Here is a 25,222-nt window from a genome sequence, read left to right on the forward strand (position 1 = left end):
CCTGTAACTGACAACTTTGTTGTATCTCAATCTAACTTTGGATGCAGCCGATGAAAACCAGTCTTTTCCTGATAGGCCCAAGCAAATGCAGCAAGACGCGCATCCGAATACAGTCCACCCAGGAATGTTAACGACACCGGAGTTCCCGGTCCCCCTACATTCCTCCGATCGCCATCCTCCGTATGATTCGGCAATGGAGCATCTCCTCCTCTCACTCCATTCGGCACAATCACCGCTGGATGCCCGGTAAGATTTGTCGCAGAAAGCTGAGCCCCATCGCTGGGGGTCACAATCACATCAACCTCATTGAAGAGCCTCTCCATTGCGTCGATTGTCAACGTTCGCGCCCTCTGAGCCTGGATGTAGTCCACCGCGGAATAGAAACGCGCTCGTCGAAATGAATTTGGCCAATCGAAGCTCTGCTGTCCATTCAGCAAGGCATCGCGTCCACTCAGCGTTAATTCATCAAATGCTGCGGCAGCTTCTGCACCAAGCAGACGTGTCTGATCTCCAAAGTGATATCCCTTCGGAAGCTTTACTTCGATTAGATTTACTCCCATCTTCTGTAGTGCCTCGAGCGCTGCCTGTCCATATCTTGCGTCGTATGCATCGCGTGCGGTTTCTCTCTTCTGCTCTTCCGTAGCATCCTTCGACAGGTCCTGCACGACAAACTCGTTCTTCAGATATCCGATTCGTAACTTCTTCCAGTCATACTCAGCGTCCCAGTTGAAAGCCGCATCCTTCACACTACGGTCGTGTCCGTCCGGGCCATAAATCGCGCTCATCACCAGCGCACAATCTTCCACGCTCCGGCAGATCGGCCCGATCTTGTCCATCGTCCAACTCAGTGTCATGGCCCCTGTACGCGGAACAAACCCGAATGTCGGCCGCAGCCCCGTTACTCCGCAACGTGTCGATGGGGAAGAGATTGACCCCAGCGTCTCTGTGCCAATGGCAAACCCCACGCATCCCGCTGAAACGGCACTCGCGCTTCCTGCCGAAGATCCGCTCGATCCCTGTTTCGGATTCCACGGATTCCTCGTCCGTGCTCCGAACCACAGATCGCCCTGCGCCAACGCCCCCATGCTCAGCTTTGCGAGCAACACTGCGCCCGCTGTGTCCAGCCGCTGCACTACCGTAGCGTCATAATCGAACTGTTGTTGCTCAAATCCTCCCGCACCCCATGTCGTGCGATATCCCTTCACCGCCAGCAAATCCTTCGCGCCCCACGGAATCCCGTGCAGCGGTCCACGATACCTGCCCGATGCAATCTCTTTATCCGCATCTGCGGCCTGCTTTAGCGCGCGCTCTTCCGTCAGCGTGATCACGAAGTGCAATCGCGGATCATACCGCTTCAGCCGTGCCAGGTACATCTTCGTCAGCTCCATCGAGCTGACCTTGCGTCGCCTGATGAGTTCTGCCAGCTCTCGCATTGTGGCGAAAGCCAGCTTTTCTTCTTCGCTTGCTCCTGCTTTTAGACCACTCACATCCGGAGCCTTACCAGGCCGCGCTGGTTTCCGCTCCGTATCCAGCTTCATTCCTGCAGGTACCGGATCAAAGACAAACGCCGGAGCCACGTTGTTCGGAATCTTCATACTTCGAATGACCAACACCGAATCACGTTGCTCTTTCAGGTCTTCCAACACCATAGCCTTTTGCTCGGTTGTTAGCTTCAACCCAGCAATCGCGGCGGCGGCATCGATCATCTCCGGAGTGATTGCAGCCAGATGATCGTGATCTACTCCGGCTCCATCAAAACTTTTGGAGTCCGCTTGTACGGCCATCCCCCACAGTACCCCTGGTAGCAATGTCTTTCCTAAACCAGCCGCTGTACACACTCCTAGAAAGTGCCGCCGGTTGAGCATTCCAGATTGTTCGTTCATGCGGGAATTATTGCACTCCATCCGGGATGGACATAGAAGAAAGGCAATAAAAAAGTCTGGCACTTTGGTGCCAGACTTTTCGTTAGTTTTGTTTGCGCTTCGTTTAGATATCCAGGTTCTTTACATCCAGTGCATTCTCTTCGATGAACTTCCTGCGGCTCTCGACATCTTCGCCCATCAGGGTGGTGAAGATCTCTTCGCAGGCCGCAATGTCTTCCAGCTTCACTTGCAGCAGCGTCCTGCGCTCCGGATCCATCGTGGTCTCCCAAAGCTGCGGAGCCGTCATCTCGCCCAGACCCTTGTATCGCTGGACTTGATACTCTTTGCGACCCTGTTCGATCACATATTCGAAGACCTCGCGTGCCGTTTGCTTCTCTACAGGATCCTGTGATCCCTTCGCGGCGCGCTTACCCGGCTTGGCTTCTAGGGCTGTGCCTGGTGCCGCTGCCGTCTCAGCTACACCCTCTTCCGCGGCAACCTCCTCGGCTTCATCTGTAGCATCGGCCTTCGTTGTCTTCGCTGCATACTCGATCACGAATGGCCCAACCAGCTTGTCCTGAATCTGTGCGTGCTTGGCCAGCATCTGTCGTGTCTCAGGAGCAGACGCCAACACCCAGTCGATCTTTCGAACTGCTCCCTGAGCATCCGTAAAGTTCACCGAGTACATCTTGTGCTCCTCGTCGAACTCCACGTCGCCCACATGCTTGAACTGGTAAGTCTTGGCCACAGCTTCCAGCTTTACCTTCATAGCCTTCAGCTTCTCCGGAGACTCGAAGTCAGCACGCTTGGCCGGCTCCTTACCCTCATGGGCAAACAAATCGGCAAATTCGCGCGTGACCTCTTCGTTGCGCAGACGCTTTTCTACCTTGTCGAAGAAGTCGAGATAATCCTTTAGCTGCGACATGAACTTCGTCAGTGCCGCACCTTCCAGCTTTGAGGCTCCTTCGCCGTAGCGGATGATCATGCCGTCCGACGCGCGTTTCACCATCACGTTCACGTATTCGCGGTCATCCTTGATGTATTGCTCGAACTTGCCCTTCTTGATGCGGTACAGCGGTGGCTGCGCGATGTAGACATGTCCGCGCTTGATTAGTTCCGTCATGTGGCGGAAGAAGAACGTCAGCAGCAGTGTGCGGATGTGCGATCCGTCGACGTCGGCATCGGTCATCAGAATCAACTTGCCGTAGCGCAGCTTCGTCGCATCGAAGTCTTCTTTGCCGATGCCGCAGCCCAGGGCTGTGATCATCGCGCGAATTTCTTCGTGGCCCAGCATCTTGTCGTAACGGGCTTTCTCAACGTTGAGAATCTTACCCTTCAGCGGAAGAATCGCCTGGAACTTCCGATCGCGACCCTGCTTGGCGGTTCCGCCTGCGCTTTCACCCTCGACGAGGTAAAGCTCGCAACGGTCCGGCTCACGTTCGGAGCAGTCCGCCAGCTTGCCCGGCAGTCCGCCGCCATCCAGCGCACCCTTACGGCGGGTTAGATCGCGTGCTTTGCGTGCAGCCTCCCGCGCTCGTGCCGCGTCGATGGCCTTGTTGATGATCCTCTTGGCGACCTGCGGGTTCTGCTCCAGAAAGGCTCCCAGACGCTCATTGATGAACGCCTGTACCGTTCCCGCGATGTCCGAGTTCAGCTTGCCCTTCGTCTGGCCTTCGAACTGAGGCTGCGACAGCTTTACGCTGATCACGGCGACCAGGCCTTCGCGAACGTCATCGCCCGAAAGGTTTTCTTTCACGTCCTTGAACAGGCCCATCTGCTGGCCAGCCCAGTTGATCGTGCGGGTCAGCGCCGCTCGGAATCCTTGAAGGTGCGTTCCGCCATCAACAGTGTTGATGTTATTGGCGAAGGTAAAGATCGTCTCGGAGTACGCATCGTTGTATTGCAGCGCGATCTCCATGGCCACGTTGTCACGCTCGGCCTCCATATAGATCGGCTTGTCGTGCAGAACCTGCTTGCCCTTGTTCAGGTGCTTGATGAACTCGGCGATGCCGCCAACGTACTTGAACTCCTGATGCTTGGCTTCACCCGTCTTCGTATCCGTCGTGCGCTCGTCGGTCAGGTGAATCTCAAGCCCCTTGTTCAGGAAGGCGAGCTCGCGCAGCCTCTGGGCCAGCGTGTCGTAGTTGTACTCGGTGACGGTGAAAATCGACTTGTCCGGCAGGAAGTGGATCTTCGTTCCGAGGCGTTTGCTTGGGCCAACCTGGCGTAGCTTGCTGATGGGGTCACCCTTGGAGTAGTCCTGGGTCCAGGCAAAGCCATCGCGCCACACTTCAACATCGAACTCTTCGCTCAGCGCGTTTACGCAGCTTACGCCTACCCCGTGCAGACCGCCCGACACTTTATAGTTCGAAGCGTCGAATTTGCCGCCCGCGTGCAGCATCGTCAGCACCACCTGCACGCCCGGCATAGTCTTGCCGTTCACTGTTTTGTTGTCGACGGGAATGCCGCGACCATCGTCCGTCACGGTAATGGAGTTGTCCACATGGATCGTCACGTCGATCCGGGTGGCATGCCCCGCTAGGGCTTCGTCCACCGAATTGTCGACCACTTCGTAGACCAGGTGGTGCAGACCCTGCTCGCCGGTTGAACCAATGTACATCGCCGGCCGTTTGCGGACCGCCGCCAGACCTTCGAGAACCGTAATGTTTTCAGCGGAATAATTGCCCGTTGCCTTGGGTTCCGCCGTGGTTGCCGTCTTCTCGTGTTCCAAAACCTCTGTTCCGGTGGGGACTGCCGTAGTTGCCATGGATCTCCTGAAAAGTGCGGGGAAAAATCTGCGGGAACCCTGCTCTCCGGAATCCGCAAAAAGCCGCGTCAATCAAGGACTTCCTACAGGTTTCAACCGGGATTTTTCGTAACTTAAGTATAACATGCTCAGGGTATCGAAACCCTCGGGATTGAAAGGGAATCCTGAGCGATTCCTGCCCGTTAAGTAATTGATAATAAAAGATTATACCGCGTTGTCCTCAAGTGGCCTGAATACAGGCTGCCACAGCTTCATCTCATCCTGCCATTCTGAGCTGTAGGTGAAGAATTCCTCTATTCCGAATTCGAGGTAGAGCGGAAATCGGAGTAGGTGGCCCTCCCTTCTGCGTGTTGTTTTGGCCGGATTCGTTCCCCCTTCTTCCCATAGGTGTCATTCCGACCGAGCGCAGAGTGCGCGCGAGTGGAGGAATTCCCGGACCCCGATCTCTGTCAAGTCCTGAATCGCCCCAAACTACACATTCTAAGTTAGATATCGTTTGCAAAAATACGCCTATCTCTCCTGTACCATTTAAGTAGGTTTCCAGAGGATCCCTTCTCTCCTGCTTCTACTCGGCTGGTACGCGGCTAAAGCAAATATTTCGAATACTTTGCGCGAAAACAGGGGGAGGGGTCCCTAGGAGTTAAGGGCACGGCTTCAGCTGTGATGTAGGCGTATTTTGCGATGAAGGGCTTTAGCACGCTGATAGCTTGGCAAGGCTTTCTCTCCCCGTCAGCAGCTGAACTCAGGTATACTCAATAGGTTGTATAAAAGTAGTCACTCAGGAATCACCAATGCCAAAGTTGAAGACACACTCAGGCGCTGCCAAGCGCTTCAAGAAGACCGGCACGGGCAAGTTCAAGCGCGGCCAGTCCAAGATGCGCCACATCCTCACCTCGAAGAAGACCAAGACCAAGCGCCACCTGCGCTCGATCACCCTGGTCTCTGAGGCGGATTCGGCCAAAGTCGCCCGCATGATTCCTTACGCCTAAAGAAAGACCGTGGAAACAGGTCTTTTTAAGCTAAAGGAATTGAACAGTTTTCAGATCGAGCCGCTGATTACAGCAAAGGGTCAGTCAAAGCGTAAAGGCCCCTGGAGAATCGTAAGCACGAGCGAAGCGAACTCCACCGAGATCTGAAGTAGCAAGCGAGTGAAGAGGTATCTCTTACCTCCAGCCGCTAAACGAACTACGCAAAAGGAGAACTAAGATGCCCCGCGTAAAACGGAGTACAAAACGCAGCGACCGCCGCAAAAAGATTCTTAAGCGCGCAAGCGGTTATTTCCTCACGAAATCCAAGCTCTATCAGGCAGCCCAGGAAGCCGTCGAGCGCTCCCTGATGTTCGCCTATACCGGACGCAAGCAGAAGAAGCGCCAGTTCCGCTCCCTCTGGATCGTCCGCATCGGCGCTGCCGCCAAGCTGAACGGTCTAAGCTACTCGACCTTCATCGACGGCCTCAAGAAGGCTGGCAATCAGCTTGATCGCAAGATCCTTGCTGACATCGCCGCCAACGATGCGGCAGGCTTCACCGCCCTCGCCGAGCAGGCCAAGGCAGCTCTCGCTGCCGCGAAGTCCGCAAAGGCTGCGTAAGTTTTAGAAGAGAATTTCAAAAAGAGGCGCAGCCCGGCTGCGCCTCTTTTTGCATCTGAGTCAAAGAATAGAGAAACGCAAAGGAAACTTAACGGTCGTCTTATCGGTGATCGTCTATGCTTGAAACTATGCCGACTGCTCAAAAAGAAACCAGGCAAATGAGCCTCCGCAGTACCGGCGAAGAGTCTTCGGTGAAAGCTCCTTTCGAATCATGGGGTCGTTATCCCCTCTATCGGGCCAACGTTATTCCTTTGCACTGGCAGAGCGACTTTCCTGCCGTTACGCAGAACCTGCACAACGGAATCCTTCCTGTCGGCCTCGGGCGTAGCTACGGTGACGTAGGTCTGCTCAAGGACGGTAATCTGCTCGTTACCACGGGCATGGACCGCATCATCGCCTTCGATCCCGAGACAGGTCTGCTTACCGCAGAAGCTGGAATCTCGCTGGCACAGATTCTTGACTTCGCCGTACCGCGTGGCTTCTTTCTTCCGGTTACTCCTGGAACGAAGTACGTCACCCTTGGCGGTGCCATCGCGAACGATATTCACGGCAAGAACCACCACGTTGCCGGAACCTTCGGTTGTCATGTAACCGAGTTTGAGCTGGTTCGCTCCGATGGAACCGTTATCCGTTGCTCGCCTTCCCAGAACCCTGAGTTCTACGCCATGACGATTGGCGGTCTCGGCCTAACCGGATTCATTCGCTGGGCGACCCTGCGACTCAAGCCCATCGTCTCGCGCAAGATCGATTACGAGGGCATCCAGTTCCACGGTATCGATGAGTTTCTCGCCCTTACCGAGGCCAGCAAAGAGATTGAGTACACGGTGAGCTGGGTCGACTGCACCTCGACCGGAAAAAACTTCTGCCGCGGCATCTTCATGCAGGGCGATCACTCGACAAAACGCGCCGAGTTGAAGCGTTCACCCGAGCCGAAGCTGGTCTTTCCCTTCGACGCTCCCGGATTCCTGCTGAACCATCTGAGCGTCGCGGCCTTCAATACGCTCTTCTTCCATAAGCAGATTCAGAAGCGCCAGGTTACCTTGCAGGATTACGAACCCTTCTTCTATCCACTCGACAAGGTCCTGCACTGGAATCGCATGTATGGAAAGAGCGGCCTCTTGCAGTTCCAGTACGCGATCCCGTGGGACCTCGCGCGCGAAGGTACGGTCGCAATCCTAAAGGAGGTCGCAAAGTCTGGCCTCGCCAGCTTCCTTGCGGTCCTCAAGGCCTTCGGCGATGTTCCGTCTCCCGGTGTGATGAGCTTTCCCAAGCCGGGCATCACGCTTGCGCTCGACTTCCCGATTAAGCCGGATAAGAGCTTTCCGCTTTTCGAGCGGCTCGCCGATATGACGCTTGAGTTTGGCGGACGGCTTTATCCTGCGAAGGACGCGGCAATGACCGCTGCGCAGTTCCAGGCCTTCTATCCGCAGTGGCAACAGCTGGCCCGCTTCCGCGATCCCATGATCACTTCCAGTTTCTGGGAGCGGGTCACCGGAGACCAACCGAATCTATGAGTCAAAGTCAGATCGCAAATACCTCCCCATCGCAACGCAGGATTCTTGTTCTCGGGGCCACCTCGGGAATCGCCGAGGCGACTTGCCGCATCTGGGCCTCGCAAGGCGCGAGTCTCTTTCTCGTCGCGCGGAATGCTGAAAAACTCGCTGCTGTGGCAGCCGATCTCCGCGCCCGTGGAGCCAGCTTTGTCGATACCGCCGTCTCCGACCTCGACGATACGGATGCGCATCCAGCCCTGCTGGCCCACGCGGTGAACTCGCTTGGCGGACTCGATGTGGCTTATCTGGCGCATGGTGTTCTGGGTGATCAAACTCGCGCCGAGCAGGAATTTAACACCGCCGCGCACATTCTTCATACCAACTTCATGGCTCCTGTCTCGCTCGTCACCTGGCTGGCGAACTTCTTCGTTCAGCGACGCTCCGGTGTGATCGCGGTATTGTCGTCGGTCGCTGGTGATCGTGGCCGCAAGTCAAACTATGTCTACGGCTCATCGAAGGCTGGCCTCTCGGCGTTCCTTGCGGGGCTTCGCAACCGTGTCGACCGCGAGGGTGTCACCGTTCTAACCATCAAACCCGGCCCGACAAAGACAGCAATGACAGCCGGAATGAAGGGTGCGGAGAAGTTTGCGGACGTCAATGCCGTTGCACGGTCTATCGTGGCGGCCATCGATAAACGCAAGGACAATCTCTACGTTCCGTTCCAGTGGCAGCCCATCATGTTCGTGATCCGCCACATTCCAGAGCGCGTCTTCAAGAAGCTGAACCTGTAAGGCTCCTTACTTCTCGATGCGGTGGCCTTCTTTGCTGAAGTAGCTTAGCTGGCGGCGATAGCAGCGCTGGTGTTCGAGGTCGAAGGCGATGCAGGAGTCGAAGGGCTTCGAATAGACATGCAGGCTGATGCAGCCGGTTTTCCCGGCATTTTCGATCTGATGAATCGTCTGGAGCTTATCGACAGTCACCATTCCGGTGCCTTCGGCGCAGCTTACGGTGCGGATCTTGTCGAGCTGGATCTCCGTGGCGCCGCCGAGACAGTCGATGTTAACGACGTTCTGGTTCTCAGGAGCGTTGCAGCGTTCGTGGTGGTATTCGTGGGTGAAGATCTCGCCTTGCGATACAGTCATCCAGCCGAGCTGGCCGTTGTGAGTATGGATCGCGGTCTTTTGACCAGGCGACCAGCAGATGGTCATGACCTCGAAGAGTTCATCGCGGTAGATCAGATTGCGTGTGTAGAAACTGTCGCGCCACCAGACGTAGTCGTGCAGCGCTTCGGGACGCAAGGTGGTTGCGGCCATGTATTCGGCGATTCTGTCTTTGGTGATAAGGTCCCGCTCCAGTTCGCGTAGTCCGGTGACGAAGTCCGCTACGCTTGTCCGCAGCGGGTGGGTACAGTCAGCAATCTCTGGAATCGACATGGATATGCTCCTCTACTGAGCTTCCATTATCTCGCGGATAGGCGGCATTCAGCAGGTTTTAACGGAATGCGGTTTCTGGCGGCATCGCTCGGCTACCTGACTGCGGTAAACTATAAGACGCGCGCATTTTCAGTTTTTCCCATCCTTGAGGCGCGAAGACAGGACATTCAGAGCAGTGAGCACCCAGCAGACGATCCGTAACATCGCCATTATCGCCCACGTTGACCACGGCAAGACCACGCTTGTTGATGCCATGCTCCGCCAGTCGGGCACCTTTCGCTCGAACGAGGCCATCGCTGAACGAGTCATGGACTCGAATGATCTTGAAAGAGAGCGTGGCATTACTATTCTGGCTAAGAACACGGCCATCCACTACAAGGGTTCGAAGATCAACATCGTCGATACGCCGGGCCATGCCGACTTTGGCGGTGAGGTAGAGCGCGCACTGAAGATGGTCGATGGTGTGGTGTTGCTGGTCGACGCCTCCGAGGGGCCGTTACCGCAGACCCGTTACGTGCTGGGCAAGGCGCTTGAGGCGAAGCTGACTCCGATCCTGGTGATCAACAAGATCGATCGCCCCGACGCCCGTCCTCAGGAGGTCGTCAACGAGGTCTATGACCTGTTTATCGACCTCGACGCCGACGAGAGCGTGCTCGAGTTCCCGATCATCTACACCAACGGTAAAGCGGGGACGGCAACGATGGACCTGGCTAAGCCGGGCACGGACCTGATGCCTCTCTTCGACCTGGTCCTTAACACGATCCCGGTCGCACCCGGCTCGCCCGACGGCGATCTGCAGGTGCTGGTCACCAACCTCGATTACTCGGATTATTTGGGTCGTCTGGCGATCGGCCGTGTCTTCAACGGCACCCTGCGCAACGGGCAAGAGGTCAACGTCTCGCGCGCTGATGGTTCGCTGGCACCGGTCAAGATCACCAAGCTCTTCACCTACGATGGCCTGAAGCGTATCGATACCGACTCTACCGAAGTTGGCGACATCGTCGCGATTGCGGGCATTGAGAACATCACAATCGGCGATAGCTTCTGCGCAATTGAGGACCCAAAGCCACTGCCGCGCATCAAGATCGATGATCCGACGATTGCGATGGTCTTCTCGGTCAACAACGGTCCGTTTGCGGGCAAGGAAGGCAAACAGGTCACCAGCCGCAACATCAAGGAGCGTCTGGACCGCGAGCTACTGGTTAATGTCTCGATTAGAGTCGAGGACACCGGGTCGCCGGACAGTTTCAAGGTGATGGGCCGTGGCGAGCTGCAGCTCTCCGTTCTGATCGAGAATATGCGTCGCGAAGGCTTTGAGCTGATGGTCTCGCGTCCAACAATCGTCACCAAGCGTATTAACGATGAGTTGATGGAGCCTTCGGAAATCCTCTCGGTAGACGTTCCCGAGGAGTTTTCGGGCACGGTTATCCAGAAACTTGGGCCGCGCAAGGGCGAGATGGCCAAGATGAGCAATCACGGTTCTGGGCGCGTTCGCATGGAGTTCAATGTGCCGTCGCGTGGCCTGATCGGTCTGCGCAACGAGATGCTGACCGAGACCCGTGGCACGATCATCATGAACTCGATCGCCGGCGACTATATTCCATACACGGGCGAGATCCCGCAGCGTCCCTCTGGCGCGCTGATCTCCGACCGTCAGGGTACAACGACGACATATGCTCTTTCGGGCTTGGAGGATCGCGGCATCCTGTTCGTCCCCGATGGCATCGAGGTCTACGAAGGCATGATTGTCGGCGAGCACTCGCGCGATAACGATCTCGACGTGAACTGCGTGCGCGAGAAGAAACTGACCAACATGCGCGCTTCGGGTTCTGACGATGCTCTGCGCTTGACGCCGTACAAGCAGCTGACCCTGGAGCAGACAATCGAGTTTGTGGCTGATGACGAGCTGGTTGAGGTGACTCCGAAGTCGCTGCGTATGCGTAAGAGAGTCTTACAGGCGAATCGCAGGCCACGAAAAGGACAGGTGGAGTAAGAATTACCTTTTCCTGAAACGGATTTGAAAATCCCCCACCATGGACCTAAATGCATGGTGGGGATTTTTGTTTAGGATGCGTGCCGCCGAGTGATCTCCAGCACCTCTTCGGCCGCTTCGAGAGGAAATTTCAGCTTCGGAATGGCAGCACCCGCTGCAAAGCGTGATGCGGAGGCAAGATCAGAAGCAAGGAGTTCTCGTTGAAGAGTACGAGCCTGGTTCTTTAGATGTTCGAGGTTTGAGCGCGCGGGAAGTTCGCGTAAGGACAGGACTCACTCCTTCTTTAGGGTCTGTGATCCGCTTCGTCGGCGAGAAGAGAGTGGTTGAGATGAAACAGGCCTTCAAAAGTAGGATGATCCCTTTCCGCGGACGGGGTGCACCCTTGATGTGCATCTTAAAGCTAGCATTGTGAGTCAGGGAGCGTTCAGATGAAGAGAGCGTACTTTGGGTTTTGCGGATCGCAGAGGTGGTGTCGCGTGCTTGTGGCAGCGGGGATTGTCTTTACGCTGCACGGACAGGTCGCTGCACAGGGAAAAGCTGCATTGAAGAAGGCTGATTGGATGATTGGACCGTTCGAGAGACCGGTGGAGAAACCGGTGATCAGTCCGCTCAAGGAACCGACATTTACCGATCCGATCACGTTGGAGAACGTCCATTGGGAGGCGCTCCATACGTTTAATCCAGCAGCGATTGTGCGGAATGGAAAAATCGATGTGCTGTATCGCGCCGAGGACGACACGGGATCGATGATGATCGGCGGACATACCTCGAGGATTGGGCTGGCGGAGAGCGATGACGGTATTCACTTCGCACGGCTGCCGACTCCAGTGCTCTATCCGGGGCAGGATACTCAGAAGGAAAATGAGGTTCCTGGTGGAGTGGAAGACCCGAGGCTCGTGGAGCGGGAGGATGGTCTGTATGTGATGACCTATACCCAATGGGCGCGCGAACGAAATAGTTACACGGTGGGAGTCGCAACGTCGAAGGACCTGCGCACATGGACGAAGTACGGACCGGCGTTCGGGACAGAAGGCAAATATGCGACCTTGAAATACAAGTCCGCAGGGATTCTGACTCAGAGGGTGGGAGATCGTCTGATTGCAGCGAAGGTGAAGGGCAAGTACTGGATGTACTGGGGCGAGATCCAGATCCGGCTGGCGACCTCGAATGACCTGATCCACTGGACACCAGTGGAAGATGCAACGGGGCAGCCGATCGTTCTGATGCGTGATAGGCCGGGACTCTTCGACAGCGCATTTCCGGAGGTGGGACCTCCGCCGCTTCTAACGCGCAATGGAATCGTCGTGATTTACAACGCAAAGAACGCTGAGAATGGCAGCGGCGATCAGAGTCTGAAACCTGGAACGTATTCGGTGGGTGAGGCGCTGTTTTCAGGGAGTGATCCGAGCAAGTTGCTCGAGCGTCCGGAGAAGCCGATCTTTCAACCGGAGCGGTCGTATGAGAAATCTGGACAGTACAAGGCGGGAACGACATTTGCTGAAGGACTGGTTTTGTTTCACGACAAACTTTATCTGTACTACGGCTGTGCGGACTCGCATGTGGCAGTCGCGACAGCTCCCGTTCCGGATGGGATGAGGTAGCCAATCGCATCATTGCTTGTTGCCGAGGTGAAATTTCAAAGGTAAATTGTTAGTCCTATTGAAACTAGCGGGCCTGGGAGCTCGTACTCGGTGAGGAGTGTGATTGCGATGAAGATGAAGCAGGCGATTCCCGCGTGTGTGATGATGCTATGCGCGATGGCATGGGGACAGAATCCACCTCCTAGCATGGTCGCGGGGATTCCGGTGAACTACGACGAAGCGAAGGTGGGGACATATACGTTTCCTGATCCTCTGATGTTGAACAATGGCAAATCGGTGAAGGATGCAAAGACGTGGTGGAAAAAGCGGAGGCCGGAGATCGTCTCGATCTTTGAGAAGCAGCAATATGGGATTGCTCCAGGACGTCCCAAGGAAGAGAGTTTCGAGGTGGTGGAGAGGGGTACGCCTGCGCTGAAGGGGAAAGCAATCCGGAAGCGAGTCGATATCCATCTTTCGACAGAGAAGAACACGCCAGTGATCCATCTGGTGGAGTACCTTCCGGCGGCAGCAAAGAAGCCGGTCCCGATGCTGCTGAGCATCAGCTTTGGCGCGCCATCCAATTCGGTGGACGATCCGGGGCTTCCGGTAGGTGAAGTGTGGGATATAAAGACCCACGCGAAGATTCCTGCGAACAAGGCACGCACCTTCGGCAAGTTGAATGTAGAGCCGGTTCTGGAAGCGGGAATTGGAGTGGCGACCTTCTACTACGGCGATGTCGACCCGGACTTTGCCGAGGGCTTTGCGAATGGAATTCGCTCGCATTACCTCAAGCCTGGAGAGACAAAGCGTGGCCCGGAGGATTGGGGTTCGATTGCAGCATGGGCCTGGGGGATGAGCCGTGTGCAGGACTACTTCGAGACTGACAAAAGCGTGGATGCGAAGCGGGTGGCGATCCATGGAGTCTCACGGCTGGGTAAGACAGTGATGTGGGCCGGAGCACATGACCAGAGATTTGCAGCGGTGATTGCAAGCTGCTCAGGCGAGGGCGGAGCCGCGCTGAGTCATCGTGACTACGGCGAGACGATTGCGCACCTGACGGCGCCAACGAGGTTTCCATATCAGTTTGCAGAGAACTACGGGAAATGGGCGGGGTTCCCGGACAAGGCTCCGATGGATGCAAATATGCTGATCGCGCTGATTGCGCCGCGGCCACTACTACTGCAAACAGGAAATACGGATTACTGGTCCGATCCGAAGGGAGAATTTTTAGCGGAGGTAGCGGCAGGGCCGGTGTACAAGTTGCTGGGCAAGAGTGATCTGGGAACGGAGACATGGCCTGCGGCGAAGCAACCGATCCTGCATGATCTGAGTTACTACATGCATGACGGCGGGCACGGGATGGTACCGAGCGACTGGGACGTCTATGTGGAGTTTCTGAAGGTGCATCTACATCCGGAACGGTAGGGATTGGATCGCGCGCGTTGCTCGGCTCAGAATGACGATTTAGGGAAACGGTTAATGCAGAAAGAGGCTACCGGAATGGCAGCCTCTCGCGTGTGTTTTTGTATTGAAGTTTACTTATAGCTCTTTGCAGTGGCGAAACGCTTGTTGACCTCATCCCAGTTGACGGTGCTCCACCATGCGGCGAGATAGTCAGGACGCTTGTTCTGATATTTCAAGTAATAGGCATGCTCCCAAACGTCGTTGCCGAGGATGGGGTAGTGGCCCTGCGAGAGGGGATTGTCCTGGTTGGCGGTGGTGACGATCTTCAGCTTGCCACCCTCGAAGATGAGCCAGCCCCAGCCAGAGCCGAACTGCTTTGCGGTAGTCTCGTTGAACTGCTTCTTGAAAGATTCGAAGTCACCGAAGTCAGCCTTGATCTGGGCTGCGACTTCGCCGGTAGGCTCGCCGCCACCCTTAGGCTTCATGATCTGCCAGAACATGGTGTGGTTGACGTGTCCGCCGCCGTTATTCTGCACAACTTTGCGCACATCTTCGGGGATCGCGCCGAGGTTCTTGATGAGATCTTCAGGTGACTTGGAGCCGAGCTCGGGATGCTTTTCGATAGCGCCATTGAGGTTGGTTACGTAGGCCTGGTGATGCTTGTCGTGATGGAGCTTCATGGTCGCTTCGTCGATGTGGGGCTCCAGTGCGGCATAGTCGTAGGGCAGAGGGGGAAGTTCGTAAGCCACTGTAATCTCCTGTCTTGTGTTCAATCCGGTCGCAATCGGCAGGCCGGGGGTTCATTTGTTCAGATGCCTGTGACGCCGGGAGCGATGCAAGCCAGCGCGTTTCGGATTCGATATTCGTAACCCTGGCCATCATAGCGCAATTGCAGGAATTGATTTGCGATTCATCTTCGAGGAGTAGTACGACATCGAGGGATTTGCGTTCTAATAGCAGCTATGAGCATGCTTGCGGCAGGTTACCGTTGGCTGGACGATGAGGGAGCAGCATTTGGCGCACCAGGACTGGAAGGGCGATGGACCTCGAGCCGGAAGGATGCTGTGGGAACAGCGTATTCGGCTTCGAGCCGAGTTTGGTACACGCTCTCGCATGGAATCCTGAACGAGATTTATTTTCCAACGATCGATCGTCCGCAGACGCGCGATATGGAACTGCTGTTTAGCGACGGCGAGACATTCGTACATGAAGAGAAGCGTGACTTGGAGTACGAGTTCGAGTATGTAGATAGAGCTGCGCTGGCAGTCAAGGTGAAGTCGAAAGAACGTGGCGGACGATATTGGGTGACGAAGACCTTTATTGCGAATCCGCACTCGTCTGTTGTGCTGATGCACGTCAAAGTCGAAGGCGAGAAGGCGCTTTTGCAGCGGATGAAGTGCTATGCTCTGCTGGCCCCGCATTTGAACGGAGGTGGTGCGGGAAACTCAGCGCGAAGCATCGATGTTGCGGGGAAACGAAGCCTGTTGGCGTGGAAGGAGAATACGTCGCTGGCGATGGGAGCCAATTGCGGATTTACACGGTCGTCATGCGGCTATGTCGGTTCGAGCGATGGATATCAGGACTTGTTTGATGACATGCGCATGACATGGCAGTTTGGGCAGGCGCTGGATGGGAATATCGCCGTGATGGGCGAGATCGATCTCGAAAAGAATCCTGAATTCACTATTGCGATTGCATTTGGCGACGGTCATCATGCTGCACTGACTGGGATGCTACAGAGTCTGGCGACGCCATTTGAAGATCATCTGAAGCGATTCCTGGTGCAGTGGGAGAGAGCTCGCTCTCCGGAGCATCTGACCAAGGCCGCGACAGATGGAGGATGGCTTGCGAGAATCAGCCAAAATGTCCTGCTGACGCACGAAGACAAGAGTTTCTCGGGCGCATTTATCGCATCAGCTTCGATTCCGTGGGGAGCATCGAAAGGTGACTATGACCTGGGCGGATATCACTTGGTGTGGACGCGTGACATGGTCCAGACTGCGACGGCATTATTGGCCTGCGACCGAGAAGACACGGCACTGCGAGCACTGGTGTATCTGGCTTGTACACAGCGTCCGGATGGGAGCTTTGCACAGAATTTCTGGATCGATGGAACGCCGTATTGGCAAGGCATCCAGCTCGATGAGGTTGCATTCCCCATCATTCTGGCGTGGCGCTTGTGGAAGCGCGAAAAGCTGGGGAGTTTTCAGGTATTTCCTTTTGTTGAGCGTGCCGCGAGTTTCCTGATCAAGTACGCTCCAATTACGCAGCAGGAGCGCTGGGAGGAGACGGCGGGGTATTCACCTTCGACGCTGGCAGCGGTGATTGCGGGCTTGATCTGTGCGGCCGATATTGCGCGTGCACATGCTTCGCTGGAACTGGCCGGATTTTTGGAAGGATACGCAGATTGGATCGAGGCGCACCTGGACGAGTGGACAACAACCGATGACGGTGTGGTACTTCCAGAGGTGAAGCGTCATTATGTGCGGGTTCATCCTCCATGTCCAGGCGAACCATTTCACGATGACAGCGTTCCGGTAGGTTCGTTCCGGATCGCCAATCGTGGACCAGAGGAAAAAAGCGTCTTCGAGGCTCGCGAGGTAGTCGATGGCGGGTTCCTGGAGTTAGTGCGATACGGAATCCGAAGAGCAGACGACCCACTCATCGTAGATTCACTGAAGGTGGTCGATCATGTTCTGAAGGTGGATACTCCGTTCGGTCCATGCTGGCGCAGATATAACCATGACGGTTATGGTCAGAAAAAAGACGGCGGACCTTATGACGGTTGGGGGCAAGGTCGCCCATGGCCCTTGCTGACAGGTGAGCGGGCGCACTACGAACTGGCGGCAGGGAAAAATTGCAGCAAACTGACCACGGCGATCGAGGGGTTTAGTTCGAAGGGCGGCATGTTACCGGAACAGATCTGGGATGAGGCCGATCTTCCGTCGAGGAGAATGTATCTAGGACGCTCCGCGGGAGCGGCACAGCCGCTGGTATGGGCCCACTCTGAATATCTGAAGCTGTTGCGGTCATTGGCCGATGGCGAGGTCTTTGACCGCATTCCCATTGTTGCGGAGCGTTATGCGGTTGCTCCCGGCGAACGGAACTTTAAAAATCATCTGGAGATCTACTCTGCAGGGCGGCCGGTCAGGAAGATTCGGGCAGGATCGACGCTGCGAATTGTGGATATGGGACATTTTCGGGCGGTCTATACGACAGATGACTGGTCGACGGTCAAAGAGGTGGTTTCGACGCTGGTGAGCGCATCAGGAGCCTATGTAGATATTGCAACGGACGCTAAACAGGCAGGGAAGATCATCTTTACGCAGTGCTGGCCCCAGGATGGTGAGCCAGACCGTTGGCTTGGGAAAAATGTGGAAGTTGAGATTGTGTCCTGATCCGAAGATGCGGGAAGGATGGTTCGACCTGTACACTGGATAGGGCTCTTGTCCTAAATCGAAATTTAAGCGAATCGAGCGCCGCGACGAGCGCGCCGGAATCTGAAGAGGAAGAAAAAGAAGAATGAGCGAACAGCAGAATGATCAGCAGAATGCGCTAGACCAGCTCTCCATCAATGCTCTCCGTTTTCTCGCCGTGGATGCGGTACAAAAGGCGAATTCAGGCCATCCCGGTGCTCCTCTGGGTTGCGCCCCGATCGCCTATCTGCTCTACCACAAGTTGATGAAGTACGATCCGTCAGATCCAAAGTGGATCGACCGCGATCGCTTTGTGCTGTCGAATGGACATGCTTCGGCATTGTTGTATGGCGTTCTGCATCTTGCTGGCTACGATTTGCCGATATCGCAACTGGAGCAGTTCCGCCAGTGGGGATCGCACACGCCGGGGCATCCGGAATATGGTGAAGCCCCTGGCGTTGAGGTTACGACGGGGCCGCTCGGACAGGGATTCGCAATGGCCGCAGGTCTTGCAACCGCGGAAAAGCATATGGCAGCTGTTTACAACCGCGATGGGCACAAGATTATCGATCACTACACCTATGCTTTGTGTGGTGATGGCGACCTCATGGAAGGAATTTCGCACGAAGCAGCTTCGTTGGCCGGAACGCTAGGCTTGGGCAAGTTGATTGTGCTGTATGACGACAACCTGATTTCGTTGGATGGTCCGACAGAGTTGAGCTACACCGAGGACGTGACAGAGCGCTTCCATGCCTATCACTGGCATGTACAGATGGTGGACGACGGGAATGATCTTGTTGCGCTTGAAGCAGCGATCAAGGCGGCAAAAGCGGAAACGACGAAGCCTTCACTGATCCGTGTACGCACTGTGATCGGTTATGGCAGTCCCAAGGCAGGCACCAGCAAGGTGCACGGCGAACCCTTAGGGGCAGAGGCCGTCAAAGAGACCAAGAAGAATCTCGGCTGGCCTGAGGATAAAAGCTTCTATGTTCCCGAAGAAGCCGCGAGGAACTGGGCTCAGGCCAAGGAGAAAGGCAAGAAAGCCCACGCGGAGTGGCAAAAGAACTTTGACGAGTACAAGAAGGCCTATCCCGAGCCGGCTGCAGAGTTTGATCGCGTTATCAAATCGAAGCTCGCCGATGGTTGGGAAAAGAAGATTCCGACCTTCCCGACAGAAAAGGCTGTGGCGACCCGTAATGCTGGTCAGGTAGTGATGAACGCCGTTGCCGGAGTTGTGCCTGAGTTGTTCGGCGGGGCAGCCGATCTCACGGCTTCAACCAAGACGATTTTCAAGGACTCGCCAAACTTCCACGTCGATCCCAAGGGGCGCAATGTTTTCTTCGGTGTGCGCGAGTTTGGAATGTGCGCGATGGTGAATGGCATGGCAGCCCATGGCGGATTGATTCCGTTCGGTTCGACGTTTTTCACCTTCTCGGACTACGCGCGTAATGCGATCCGTCTTGCAGCGCTGATGAGCATACACTCGCTGTTTATCTTTACGCACGACTCGGTGGGCCTTGGTGAAGATGGACCGACGCACCAGCCGATTGAGCAGCTGATGTCGCTGCGTCTGATTCCGCACCTGACGGATTTCCGTCCTGCTGATGCAAATGAGACAGCAGCAGCATGGCAGTTGGCCCTTGAGCGCAAGAGCGCAAGCTGGATGGCGTTATCTCGTCAGGATCTTCCAGTATTGGATGCCGCGAAGTACAAGGTTTTCGAAGGCGTACGCAAAGGAGCCTATGTGCTGGAAGAAAAGGGTAAGGACATTATCCTTATTGGCACAGGCTCAGAGGTTTCGCTAGTGATGAAAGCCGCAGAAGAGTTGAAGGCGGCAGGCATTGGAGCCACGGTGGTCTCCATGCCTAGCTTCAAACTGTTCGACGAACAGGACGAGGCATACAAGGTTTCGATCTTCCCCGAGAACACACCGAAGCTGGCGGTTGAAGCAGGTTCGACGATGGGCTGGTACAAGTACGTCGGTCACAATGGTGGCGTGATCGGAATCGATCGCTTCGGCGCTTCGGCTCCTGGACCGGTTGCCATGGAAAAGCTGGGCATCAGCGTTGCACATGTTGTCGAAAAGGCGAAGCAGCTAGTGAAGAAGTAAGAAAGAGGGCGAGGAGAAAATTCCTCGCCCTTTCCTATAACGGACGAATCCGCGTCCGATGGGCGGTGGCGGGCATCCAAAAGTGAGAGGCGATGAGAATCCAGACTCTCCAGGTGGTATTCGATGAAGTTCGTAAGAGGGCGGGTTTCCGCTCTTTTATGGATGCGCCCGAATGTTGAGGAGTAGGAATGGCAGAGACAGGTAAGCCGCGCGTATGGTTCATTACGGGTAGCTCGACCGGATTCGGTCGGCTACTAGCGGAAGAGGTCCTGAAAACTGGAGATGTTGTTGTCGCAACTGCGCGCAAAGTTGAACAGGTTGCCGACCTTGAAGTTCAATATCCAGAACGTGCACTTGCACTCGCATTAGACGTGACGAACCAGCAGCAGGTGAATGCAGCTGTTGCCAAGACGTTGGAGCGATTTGGCCGTGTAGACGTGTTGGTCAACAACGCTGGTTACGGAGTAGCGGGTGCGATTGAAGAGGTCTCCGACACAGAGTTGAGGCCGATGTATGAAGCAAACGTCTTTGGCTTGTTGCGTGTAACAAGAGCCTTTCTTCCCCAGCTTCGCAAACAGCGCAGCGGTCATATTCTGAACTTATCTTCGATTGGTGGACTGACGGCCGGACCGGGGTGGGGGCTGTATCAGAGCACAAAGTTTGCAGTAGAAGGTCTATCAGAGGCTCTTGCCCAAGAGATAGCTCCTCTGGGGATTCGCGTCACGATTATTGAGCCGGGACCATTCCGAACGGACTTTCTGGGGCGTTCGAGCCAGGAGGCTACCAAAAAAATTGAGGATTATCACTCGACAGCGGATAACGCTCGCTTATACCGGAGTGAGCAAGATGGAAAACAGCCTGGAGATCCATTGAAGGCGGTGCAGGCAATGATTCAAGTGGTGGATTCTCCGAATCCTCCGTTGCGTTTGTTGCTGGGCGCAAGCGCACTGAAGCGTGTGAAACAGAAGATTGAAACGTGGCAGAAGGAGATTACAGCCTGGGAGCCGGTAACGGTAGGCGCTGATTTTCCGGAAAGCCAGTAAAGTTCCCCTATAAGTGTTGACGGACGAGTGCAGAAGAGTTTCCAGGTACATCGTCTAGTAAGGAAAGGAAAGAGGATGGAATTAGGAATTATCGGACTCGGCAAGATGGGATTCAACATGGCAGAGCGGCTTAAGCTCGCGGGGCATAAAGTAGTCGGGTTCGACTTTAACAAGGATGCGACGGCGAAGCTGACTGCTTCGGGCTCGCTGGGCGTGAACTCCCTTGAAGATCTGGTGAAAAATCTCTCCGCGCCACGTGCTATTTGGATCATGGTTCCCTCGGGCGATCCCGTGGACCAGACGATCGCAGAGCTCGAGGCATTACTGGAGAAGGGTGACACCATCATCGATGGCGGCAACTCGAACTATAAGGACACGCAACGTCGTCATGCGACCGTGACGGCGAAGGGTTTTGAATATGTCGACTGCGGAACCTCCGGTGGAGTGTGGGGGCTCAAGGAGGGCTACAGCCTGATGATCGGCGGTGACAAGGCTCCTGTGGAACGGCTGACTCCGATCTTTCAGGCGCTGGCTCCTTCGCCAACTGAGGGCTGGGGGCATGTTGGGCCTTCTGGTTCAGGGCACTTCGTGAAGATGGTTCACAACGGAATCGAGTATGGCCTGATGCAGGCCTATGCCGAGGGGTTCTCGATTATGAAGGCGAAGCAGGAGCTGAATCTTGATCTGACGCAGATCTCGCATATTTGGCAGAAGGGCTCCGTGGTGCGCTCGTGGCTGTTGGATCTTACAGCAGGTGCGTTGGACAAAAATCCCACGCTGGCAGGACTCGAAGCTTGGGTTCCAGATTCAGGAGAAGGGCGCTGGACTGTGATGGAAGCGATCGACCTGAACATCTCCGCGCCGGTCATTACAGAGTCGCTGATCCGCAGGGTGCGCTCGCGTGAGGAGAACAACTTTACGGATCGCATGATCTCGATTATGCGTGGTGCATTCGGCGGCCATGATGTGAAGAAGGCGGAGTAAGCTGCAGGGCAGATTGGAAAGAACGAGAGGATATTAATTTATGGCTACTACACAAGTGCAGGTTGCTCCCGATAAGCTTGCGGCCGCGCGTGGCTCTGAAAGGACGCCGGAACCTTGCGTTGTTGTGATCTTTGGAGCGTCGGGCGATCTGACTAAGCGTAAGCTGTTGCCTGCGCTTTATCATCTGGAACAGGCGAACCTGTTACCGAAGGATTTTGCCGTGTTGGGTGTGGCGCGGCGGCCGCTGGAGCAGAGCTTTGCTCCGGACATGAAGGAAGGCATTATCGCGGGTGGAGGTGTAGAGGAGAGCGATCCGAAGCTGGCTCCCTTCATCAACCGTGTGCAGTACTACGCGATGAACTTCGATGATGATTCGGGCTACGACGGTCTGAAGAAGAAGCTGGTGGAGATGGACAGCAAGTTCAATACCCGTGGCAATCGCCTGTTCTACCTGGCGACGGCGCCGGAGTACTTCTCGGACATCATCAACTATCTTGGTCATCACAAGATGGCGCAGCCTGAGTCGGATAAGGATGGCAAAGCTCCGTGGGTCCGCACGATCATCGAGAAGCCGTTCGGACACGATCTTGAATCGGCACGTGCTCTTAACGATGAGGTCAACAAGGTCTTCAACGAAGATCAGATCTTCCGCATCGATCATTACCTGGGCAAGGAGACGGTGCAGAACATTCTCGTCTTCCGCTTCGCCAACGGCATCTTCGAGAACATCTGGAACCGCAACTACATCGATCACGTCGAGATCACCGCTGCAGAATCGATCGGCATCGAGGGGCGTGGGCCGTTTTATGAACAGGCCGGCGCGTTGCGCGACGTAGTGCAGAACCACGTGATGGAATTGCTGAGCTTCGTTGCGATGGAACCGCCAGTCTCATTCCAGGCGGACGCGGTCCGTGCGGAGAAGGTAAAAGTATGGAAGGCGATCTCTCCGATTCATCCTGCCGATACGGTGCGTGGACAGTATGGTCCGGGCACTGTTGACGGCAAGTCAGTGCCAGGATATCGCCAGGAAGATCGGGTTCATCCACGGTCACAGACCGAAACCTATGCTGCGTTGCGAGTGGAGATTGAGAACTGGCGCTGGGCCGGAGTTCCGTTCTATATTCGCGCCGGAAAGCGACTGGCAAAGCGCGTGACGGAAATCACAATCCAGTTCAAGCAGCCGCCGATGCTGCTGTTCAAAGGCGGAGAGTGTCATGACAGCGATGCCATCAAGCCGAACCTGATCTCGATGCGGATTCAGCCGGATGAAGGCATCTCGCTGAGATTCGGTGCAAAGCTGCCAGGGCCGAGCATGGATATCAGTCCGGTGCAGATGAACTTCAGCTATGCAGATGCCTTTGGCAAGTCGTCGGCGAACGGCTACGAACGCCTTTTGCTTGACGCCATGCTGGGTGACGGAACACTGTTTGCCCATCGCGATGGCGTAGAGGCAACGTGGGCGCTTATGACGCCGATTCTTAAGGCATGGGCAGAGACTCCAGTGAAGGACTTCCCCAACTATGCCGCAGGCACTTGGGGACCCTCTGCTGCCGATGCGCTGCTCGAATCCGAAGGGCGCAAGTGGCGTAAGTTGTAAATTGAATGATGGGCCTCCAGTTTTGGCTTTCTGCTGAAACTGGAGGCTTCCGTCGTTTTAGAGCAGTGAGACGGACTCACCACGAAGAGTCAGGAGACCCAGAGGAGATCATGCGGCGTCCTACAACTGTTACATATCGCGTTTTTCCAACCCCACTTGAGGTCGCGAAGGCTGCTGCTGAGCTCTTCACGAATTCAGTTACTACCGCTGCAGCAGCGCGTGGCATTGCACGTGTGGCCATCTCAGGGGGAACGACTCCGAAGGCGATGTTTGCTCTGCTGGCTTCAAATGATTTCGTGAAGCGAATTCCGTGGGACAAGCTGGATCTCTACTGGGTAGACGAGCGCTGCGTCGGACCGGAGGATGCGGACTCCAACTACCGCATGACTCGTGAAGCGTTACTGTCGAAGGTGCCTTTATCTGCCGAGCGAATTCATCGCATGGAAGGTGAACTGGAGCCCGAGGAGGCTGCGGCACGATATGAGGCGGCGATTCGCAATGGATTCCGGCTCGAGGGAGCGGAGACGCCAACCTTTGACCTTGTGCTATTGGGCATGGGAGACGACGGCCATACGGCCTCGCTGTTCCCCCACACAGAAGCTCTCGATGACATGACTCACATCGTTGTTGCCAACCATGTCCCGCAGAAAGATACCTGGCGCATTACTCTGACGTGGCCGGTGATTAATCAGGGTAGGGAGGTAGCATTTCTGATTGAGGGCGCGGGCAAGGCGCAGGTTCTGAAAGAGGTCTTTCAGGGACCATACCAGCCGGAGACTTATCCTTCGCAGATCATTCGTCCGGCAAGCGGAAAACTGACGCTCTTGCTTGATACTGCGGCAGCCGCTAAGCTGCCAGAACCGGTAAATGGAACCGGAACTCTGGAGTTGAAATAAATGATTCTTGCTGGTGATGTTGGCGGTACAAAGGTCCACCTTGCTCTTTATGACTTCACCGGAGGTCAGTTGCATCCGCTCCGCGATCAGAAGTTTCCTGCGCATCAGTTCTCCTCGCTCGATGAGGTGGTCAATAAGTTTCTCAGTGGAGACGAGAGCATCCCGGCTACGAACCGGAGTGAAATTCTTGCTGCCTGCTTTGGCTGTCCTGGGCCGGTACGCGATGGCAGACTGAAGCTGACGAATTTACCGTGGACGTTAGATGTGCGCGATCTTTCTCGCTCACTCCAGATCAAACATGTCCTCCTGATTAACGATCTTGAAGCCAATGGTTACGGAATTCCAGAGCTCGCAACAGACAAAATTTTCACTTTGCATGAAGGTGACAAAGATGCAGTGGGGCATCGTGGTCTGGTTTCCGCAGGGACAGGGCTCGGGCAGGCGTTGCTGATCTGGGACGGCAAAAAGCATAATCCTGTTCCCTCCGAAGGGGGTCACTGTGATTTTGCGGCACGTTCTACGCGTGAGATTGCCCTGCTTCAGTATCTGAAGAATAAGCTGAACGGCCGCGTCAGCTTTGAGCGCGTTGTCTCCGGGCTCGGGATCAAGAACGTCTATGGATTTCTGCGCGATGTCGAAAAAATCGATGAGCCGAAGTGGCTGTGCGACCGCATGGCTGCTGAAGATCCCAACGTTGTCATCGGAGAATGCGCCGAAGATGGCTCGAGCTCTATCTGCTTTGAGACGATGAAGCTCTTTGCTTCGGCATATGGAGCTGAGGCGGGTAACGTAGCCTTGAAGGTGCTGGCGACAGGCGGTGTCTATCTTGGTGGAGGTATTGCGCCCAAGCGTCTGAAGACGATGCAGAATGGTTTCTTTATGCAGGCTTTTCTGGACAAAGGGCGCATGTCGGCGCTGTTGCAGTCGATGCCGGTTCGCATCATTTTGGATGAAACCTGCGCTTTGCTGGGAGCGGCAGCCTACGCAGAGGCGCGTGCTGCAGAGCTGAGCGGGATTTCAGAGCGGGCCGCTTCATTGAAGTAGAGTAGGAAAGCGG

Annotated in this window: 18 protein-coding genes; 14 read left to right on the forward strand and 4 right to left on the reverse strand. The window is 55.5% G+C overall.

What is annotated here, in order from left to right; translation table 11 throughout:
* Positions 1-26: 26 nt before the first annotated feature.
* Both H7846_RS05485 and gyrB read right to left on the reverse strand, forming a co-directional pair.
* Positions 27-1,883: an amidase gene (locus tag H7846_RS05485; protein WP_186695496.1), complete on the reverse strand. Its 1,857-nt coding sequence runs from the start codon at positions 1,881-1,883 to the stop codon at positions 27-29.
* A 103-nt stretch (positions 1,884-1,986) separates the two neighbouring features.
* Positions 1,987-4,629, reverse strand: coding sequence for a DNA topoisomerase (ATP-hydrolyzing) subunit B (gene gyrB, locus H7846_RS05490; protein ID WP_186695497.1), 2,643 nt, complete (start codon positions 4,627-4,629; stop codon positions 1,987-1,989).
* Positions 4,630-5,420: 791 nt separating this feature from the next.
* Between gyrB and rpmI the strand changes: the two genes are divergently transcribed.
* The 4 genes from rpmI to H7846_RS05510 all read left to right on the forward strand — a co-directional run bounded on the left by rpmI (position 5,421) and on the right by H7846_RS05510 (position 8,500).
* Positions 5,421-5,618: a 50S ribosomal protein L35 gene (gene rpmI / locus H7846_RS05495; protein WP_035350027.1), complete on the forward strand. Its 198-nt coding sequence runs from the start codon at positions 5,421-5,423 to the stop codon at positions 5,616-5,618.
* Positions 5,619-5,835: 217 nt separating this feature from the next.
* Complete coding sequence (gene rplT, locus H7846_RS05500; RefSeq protein WP_186695498.1) at positions 5,836-6,216, forward strand: 50S ribosomal protein L20; 381 nt, start codon at positions 5,836-5,838, stop codon at positions 6,214-6,216.
* Between the two features lie 158 nt (positions 6,217-6,374).
* Complete coding sequence (locus H7846_RS05505) at positions 6,375-7,730, forward strand: FAD-binding oxidoreductase (protein WP_255460863.1); 1,356 nt, start codon at positions 6,375-6,377, stop codon at positions 7,728-7,730.
* A complete protein-coding gene (locus tag H7846_RS05510) occupies positions 7,727-8,500 on the forward strand; it encodes an SDR family oxidoreductase (RefSeq protein WP_186695499.1) in 774 nt (257 codons plus the stop codon). Before H7846_RS05505 ends, H7846_RS05510 begins: the two co-directional genes overlap by 4 nt.
* A gap of 6 nt (positions 8,501-8,506) precedes the next feature.
* On the opposite strand, the gene H7846_RS05515 is transcribed toward H7846_RS05510, so the two are convergent.
* Positions 8,507-9,142, reverse strand: a complete 636-nt coding sequence (locus H7846_RS05515) for a cysteine dioxygenase (RefSeq protein WP_186695500.1) — start codon at positions 9,140-9,142, stop codon at positions 8,507-8,509.
* Positions 9,143-9,317: 175 nt separating this feature from the next.
* On the opposite strand from H7846_RS05515, the gene typA reads away from it, so the two are divergent.
* From typA to H7846_RS05530, 3 genes are all read left to right on the forward strand, one after another.
* Positions 9,318-11,135 carry a translational GTPase TypA gene (gene typA, locus H7846_RS05520; protein WP_186695501.1) on the forward strand — a complete coding sequence of 606 codons (1,818 nt, stop codon included), beginning with the start codon at positions 9,318-9,320 and terminating at the stop codon, positions 11,133-11,135.
* Between the two features lie 428 nt (positions 11,136-11,563).
* Positions 11,564-12,736, forward strand: a complete 1,173-nt coding sequence (locus H7846_RS05525) for a glycoside hydrolase family 130 protein (protein WP_186695502.1) — start codon at positions 11,564-11,566, stop codon at positions 12,734-12,736.
* Between the two features lie 108 nt (positions 12,737-12,844).
* On the forward strand, positions 12,845-14,140 hold the full coding sequence (locus H7846_RS05530) for a glucuronyl esterase domain-containing protein (RefSeq protein ID WP_186695503.1): 1,296 nt from the start codon (positions 12,845-12,847) through the stop codon (positions 14,138-14,140).
* 110 nt (positions 14,141-14,250) lie between these two features.
* On the opposite strand, the gene H7846_RS05535 is transcribed toward H7846_RS05530, so the two are convergent.
* On the reverse strand, positions 14,251-14,868 hold the full coding sequence (locus H7846_RS05535; protein ID WP_186695504.1) for a superoxide dismutase: 618 nt from the start codon (positions 14,866-14,868) through the stop codon (positions 14,251-14,253).
* Between the two features lie 213 nt (positions 14,869-15,081).
* Here H7846_RS05535 and H7846_RS05540 point away from each other — a divergent pair, with 213 nt between their 5' ends.
* From H7846_RS05540 to glk, 7 genes are all read left to right on the forward strand, one after another.
* A complete protein-coding gene (locus tag H7846_RS05540) occupies positions 15,082-17,517 on the forward strand; it encodes a glycoside hydrolase family 15 protein (RefSeq protein WP_186695505.1) in 2,436 nt (811 codons plus the stop codon).
* 124 nt (positions 17,518-17,641) lie between these two features.
* A complete protein-coding gene (tkt, locus tag H7846_RS05545) occupies positions 17,642-19,645 on the forward strand; it encodes a transketolase (protein ID WP_186695506.1) in 2,004 nt (667 codons plus the stop codon).
* Between the two features lie 188 nt (positions 19,646-19,833).
* Positions 19,834-20,688 carry an oxidoreductase gene (locus H7846_RS05550; RefSeq protein WP_186695507.1) on the forward strand — a complete coding sequence of 285 codons (855 nt, stop codon included), beginning with the start codon at positions 19,834-19,836 and terminating at the stop codon, positions 20,686-20,688.
* A 27-nt stretch (positions 20,689-20,715) separates the two neighbouring features.
* Complete coding sequence (gene gnd, locus H7846_RS05555) at positions 20,716-21,672, forward strand: phosphogluconate dehydrogenase (NAD(+)-dependent, decarboxylating) (protein ID WP_370561354.1); 957 nt, start codon at positions 20,716-20,718, stop codon at positions 21,670-21,672.
* Positions 21,673-21,712: 40 nt separating this feature from the next.
* Complete coding sequence (zwf, locus tag H7846_RS05560; RefSeq protein WP_186695509.1) at positions 21,713-23,269, forward strand: glucose-6-phosphate dehydrogenase; 1,557 nt, start codon at positions 21,713-21,715, stop codon at positions 23,267-23,269.
* Between the two features lie 110 nt (positions 23,270-23,379).
* Positions 23,380-24,165, forward strand: coding sequence for a 6-phosphogluconolactonase (gene pgl, locus H7846_RS05565; protein WP_186695510.1), 786 nt, complete (start codon positions 23,380-23,382; stop codon positions 24,163-24,165).
* The gene (gene glk / locus H7846_RS05570) at positions 24,166-25,209 is read left to right on the forward strand and encodes a glucokinase (protein ID WP_186695511.1); all 1,044 of its coding nucleotides are present in this window, start codon (positions 24,166-24,168) and stop codon (positions 25,207-25,209) included. It begins immediately after the preceding gene.
* Positions 25,210-25,222 lie beyond the last annotated feature (13 nt).

This window comes from Edaphobacter sp. 4G125 (genome assembly GCF_014274685.1).
Classification (GTDB): Bacteria; Acidobacteriota; Terriglobia; order Terriglobales; family Acidobacteriaceae; genus Edaphobacter.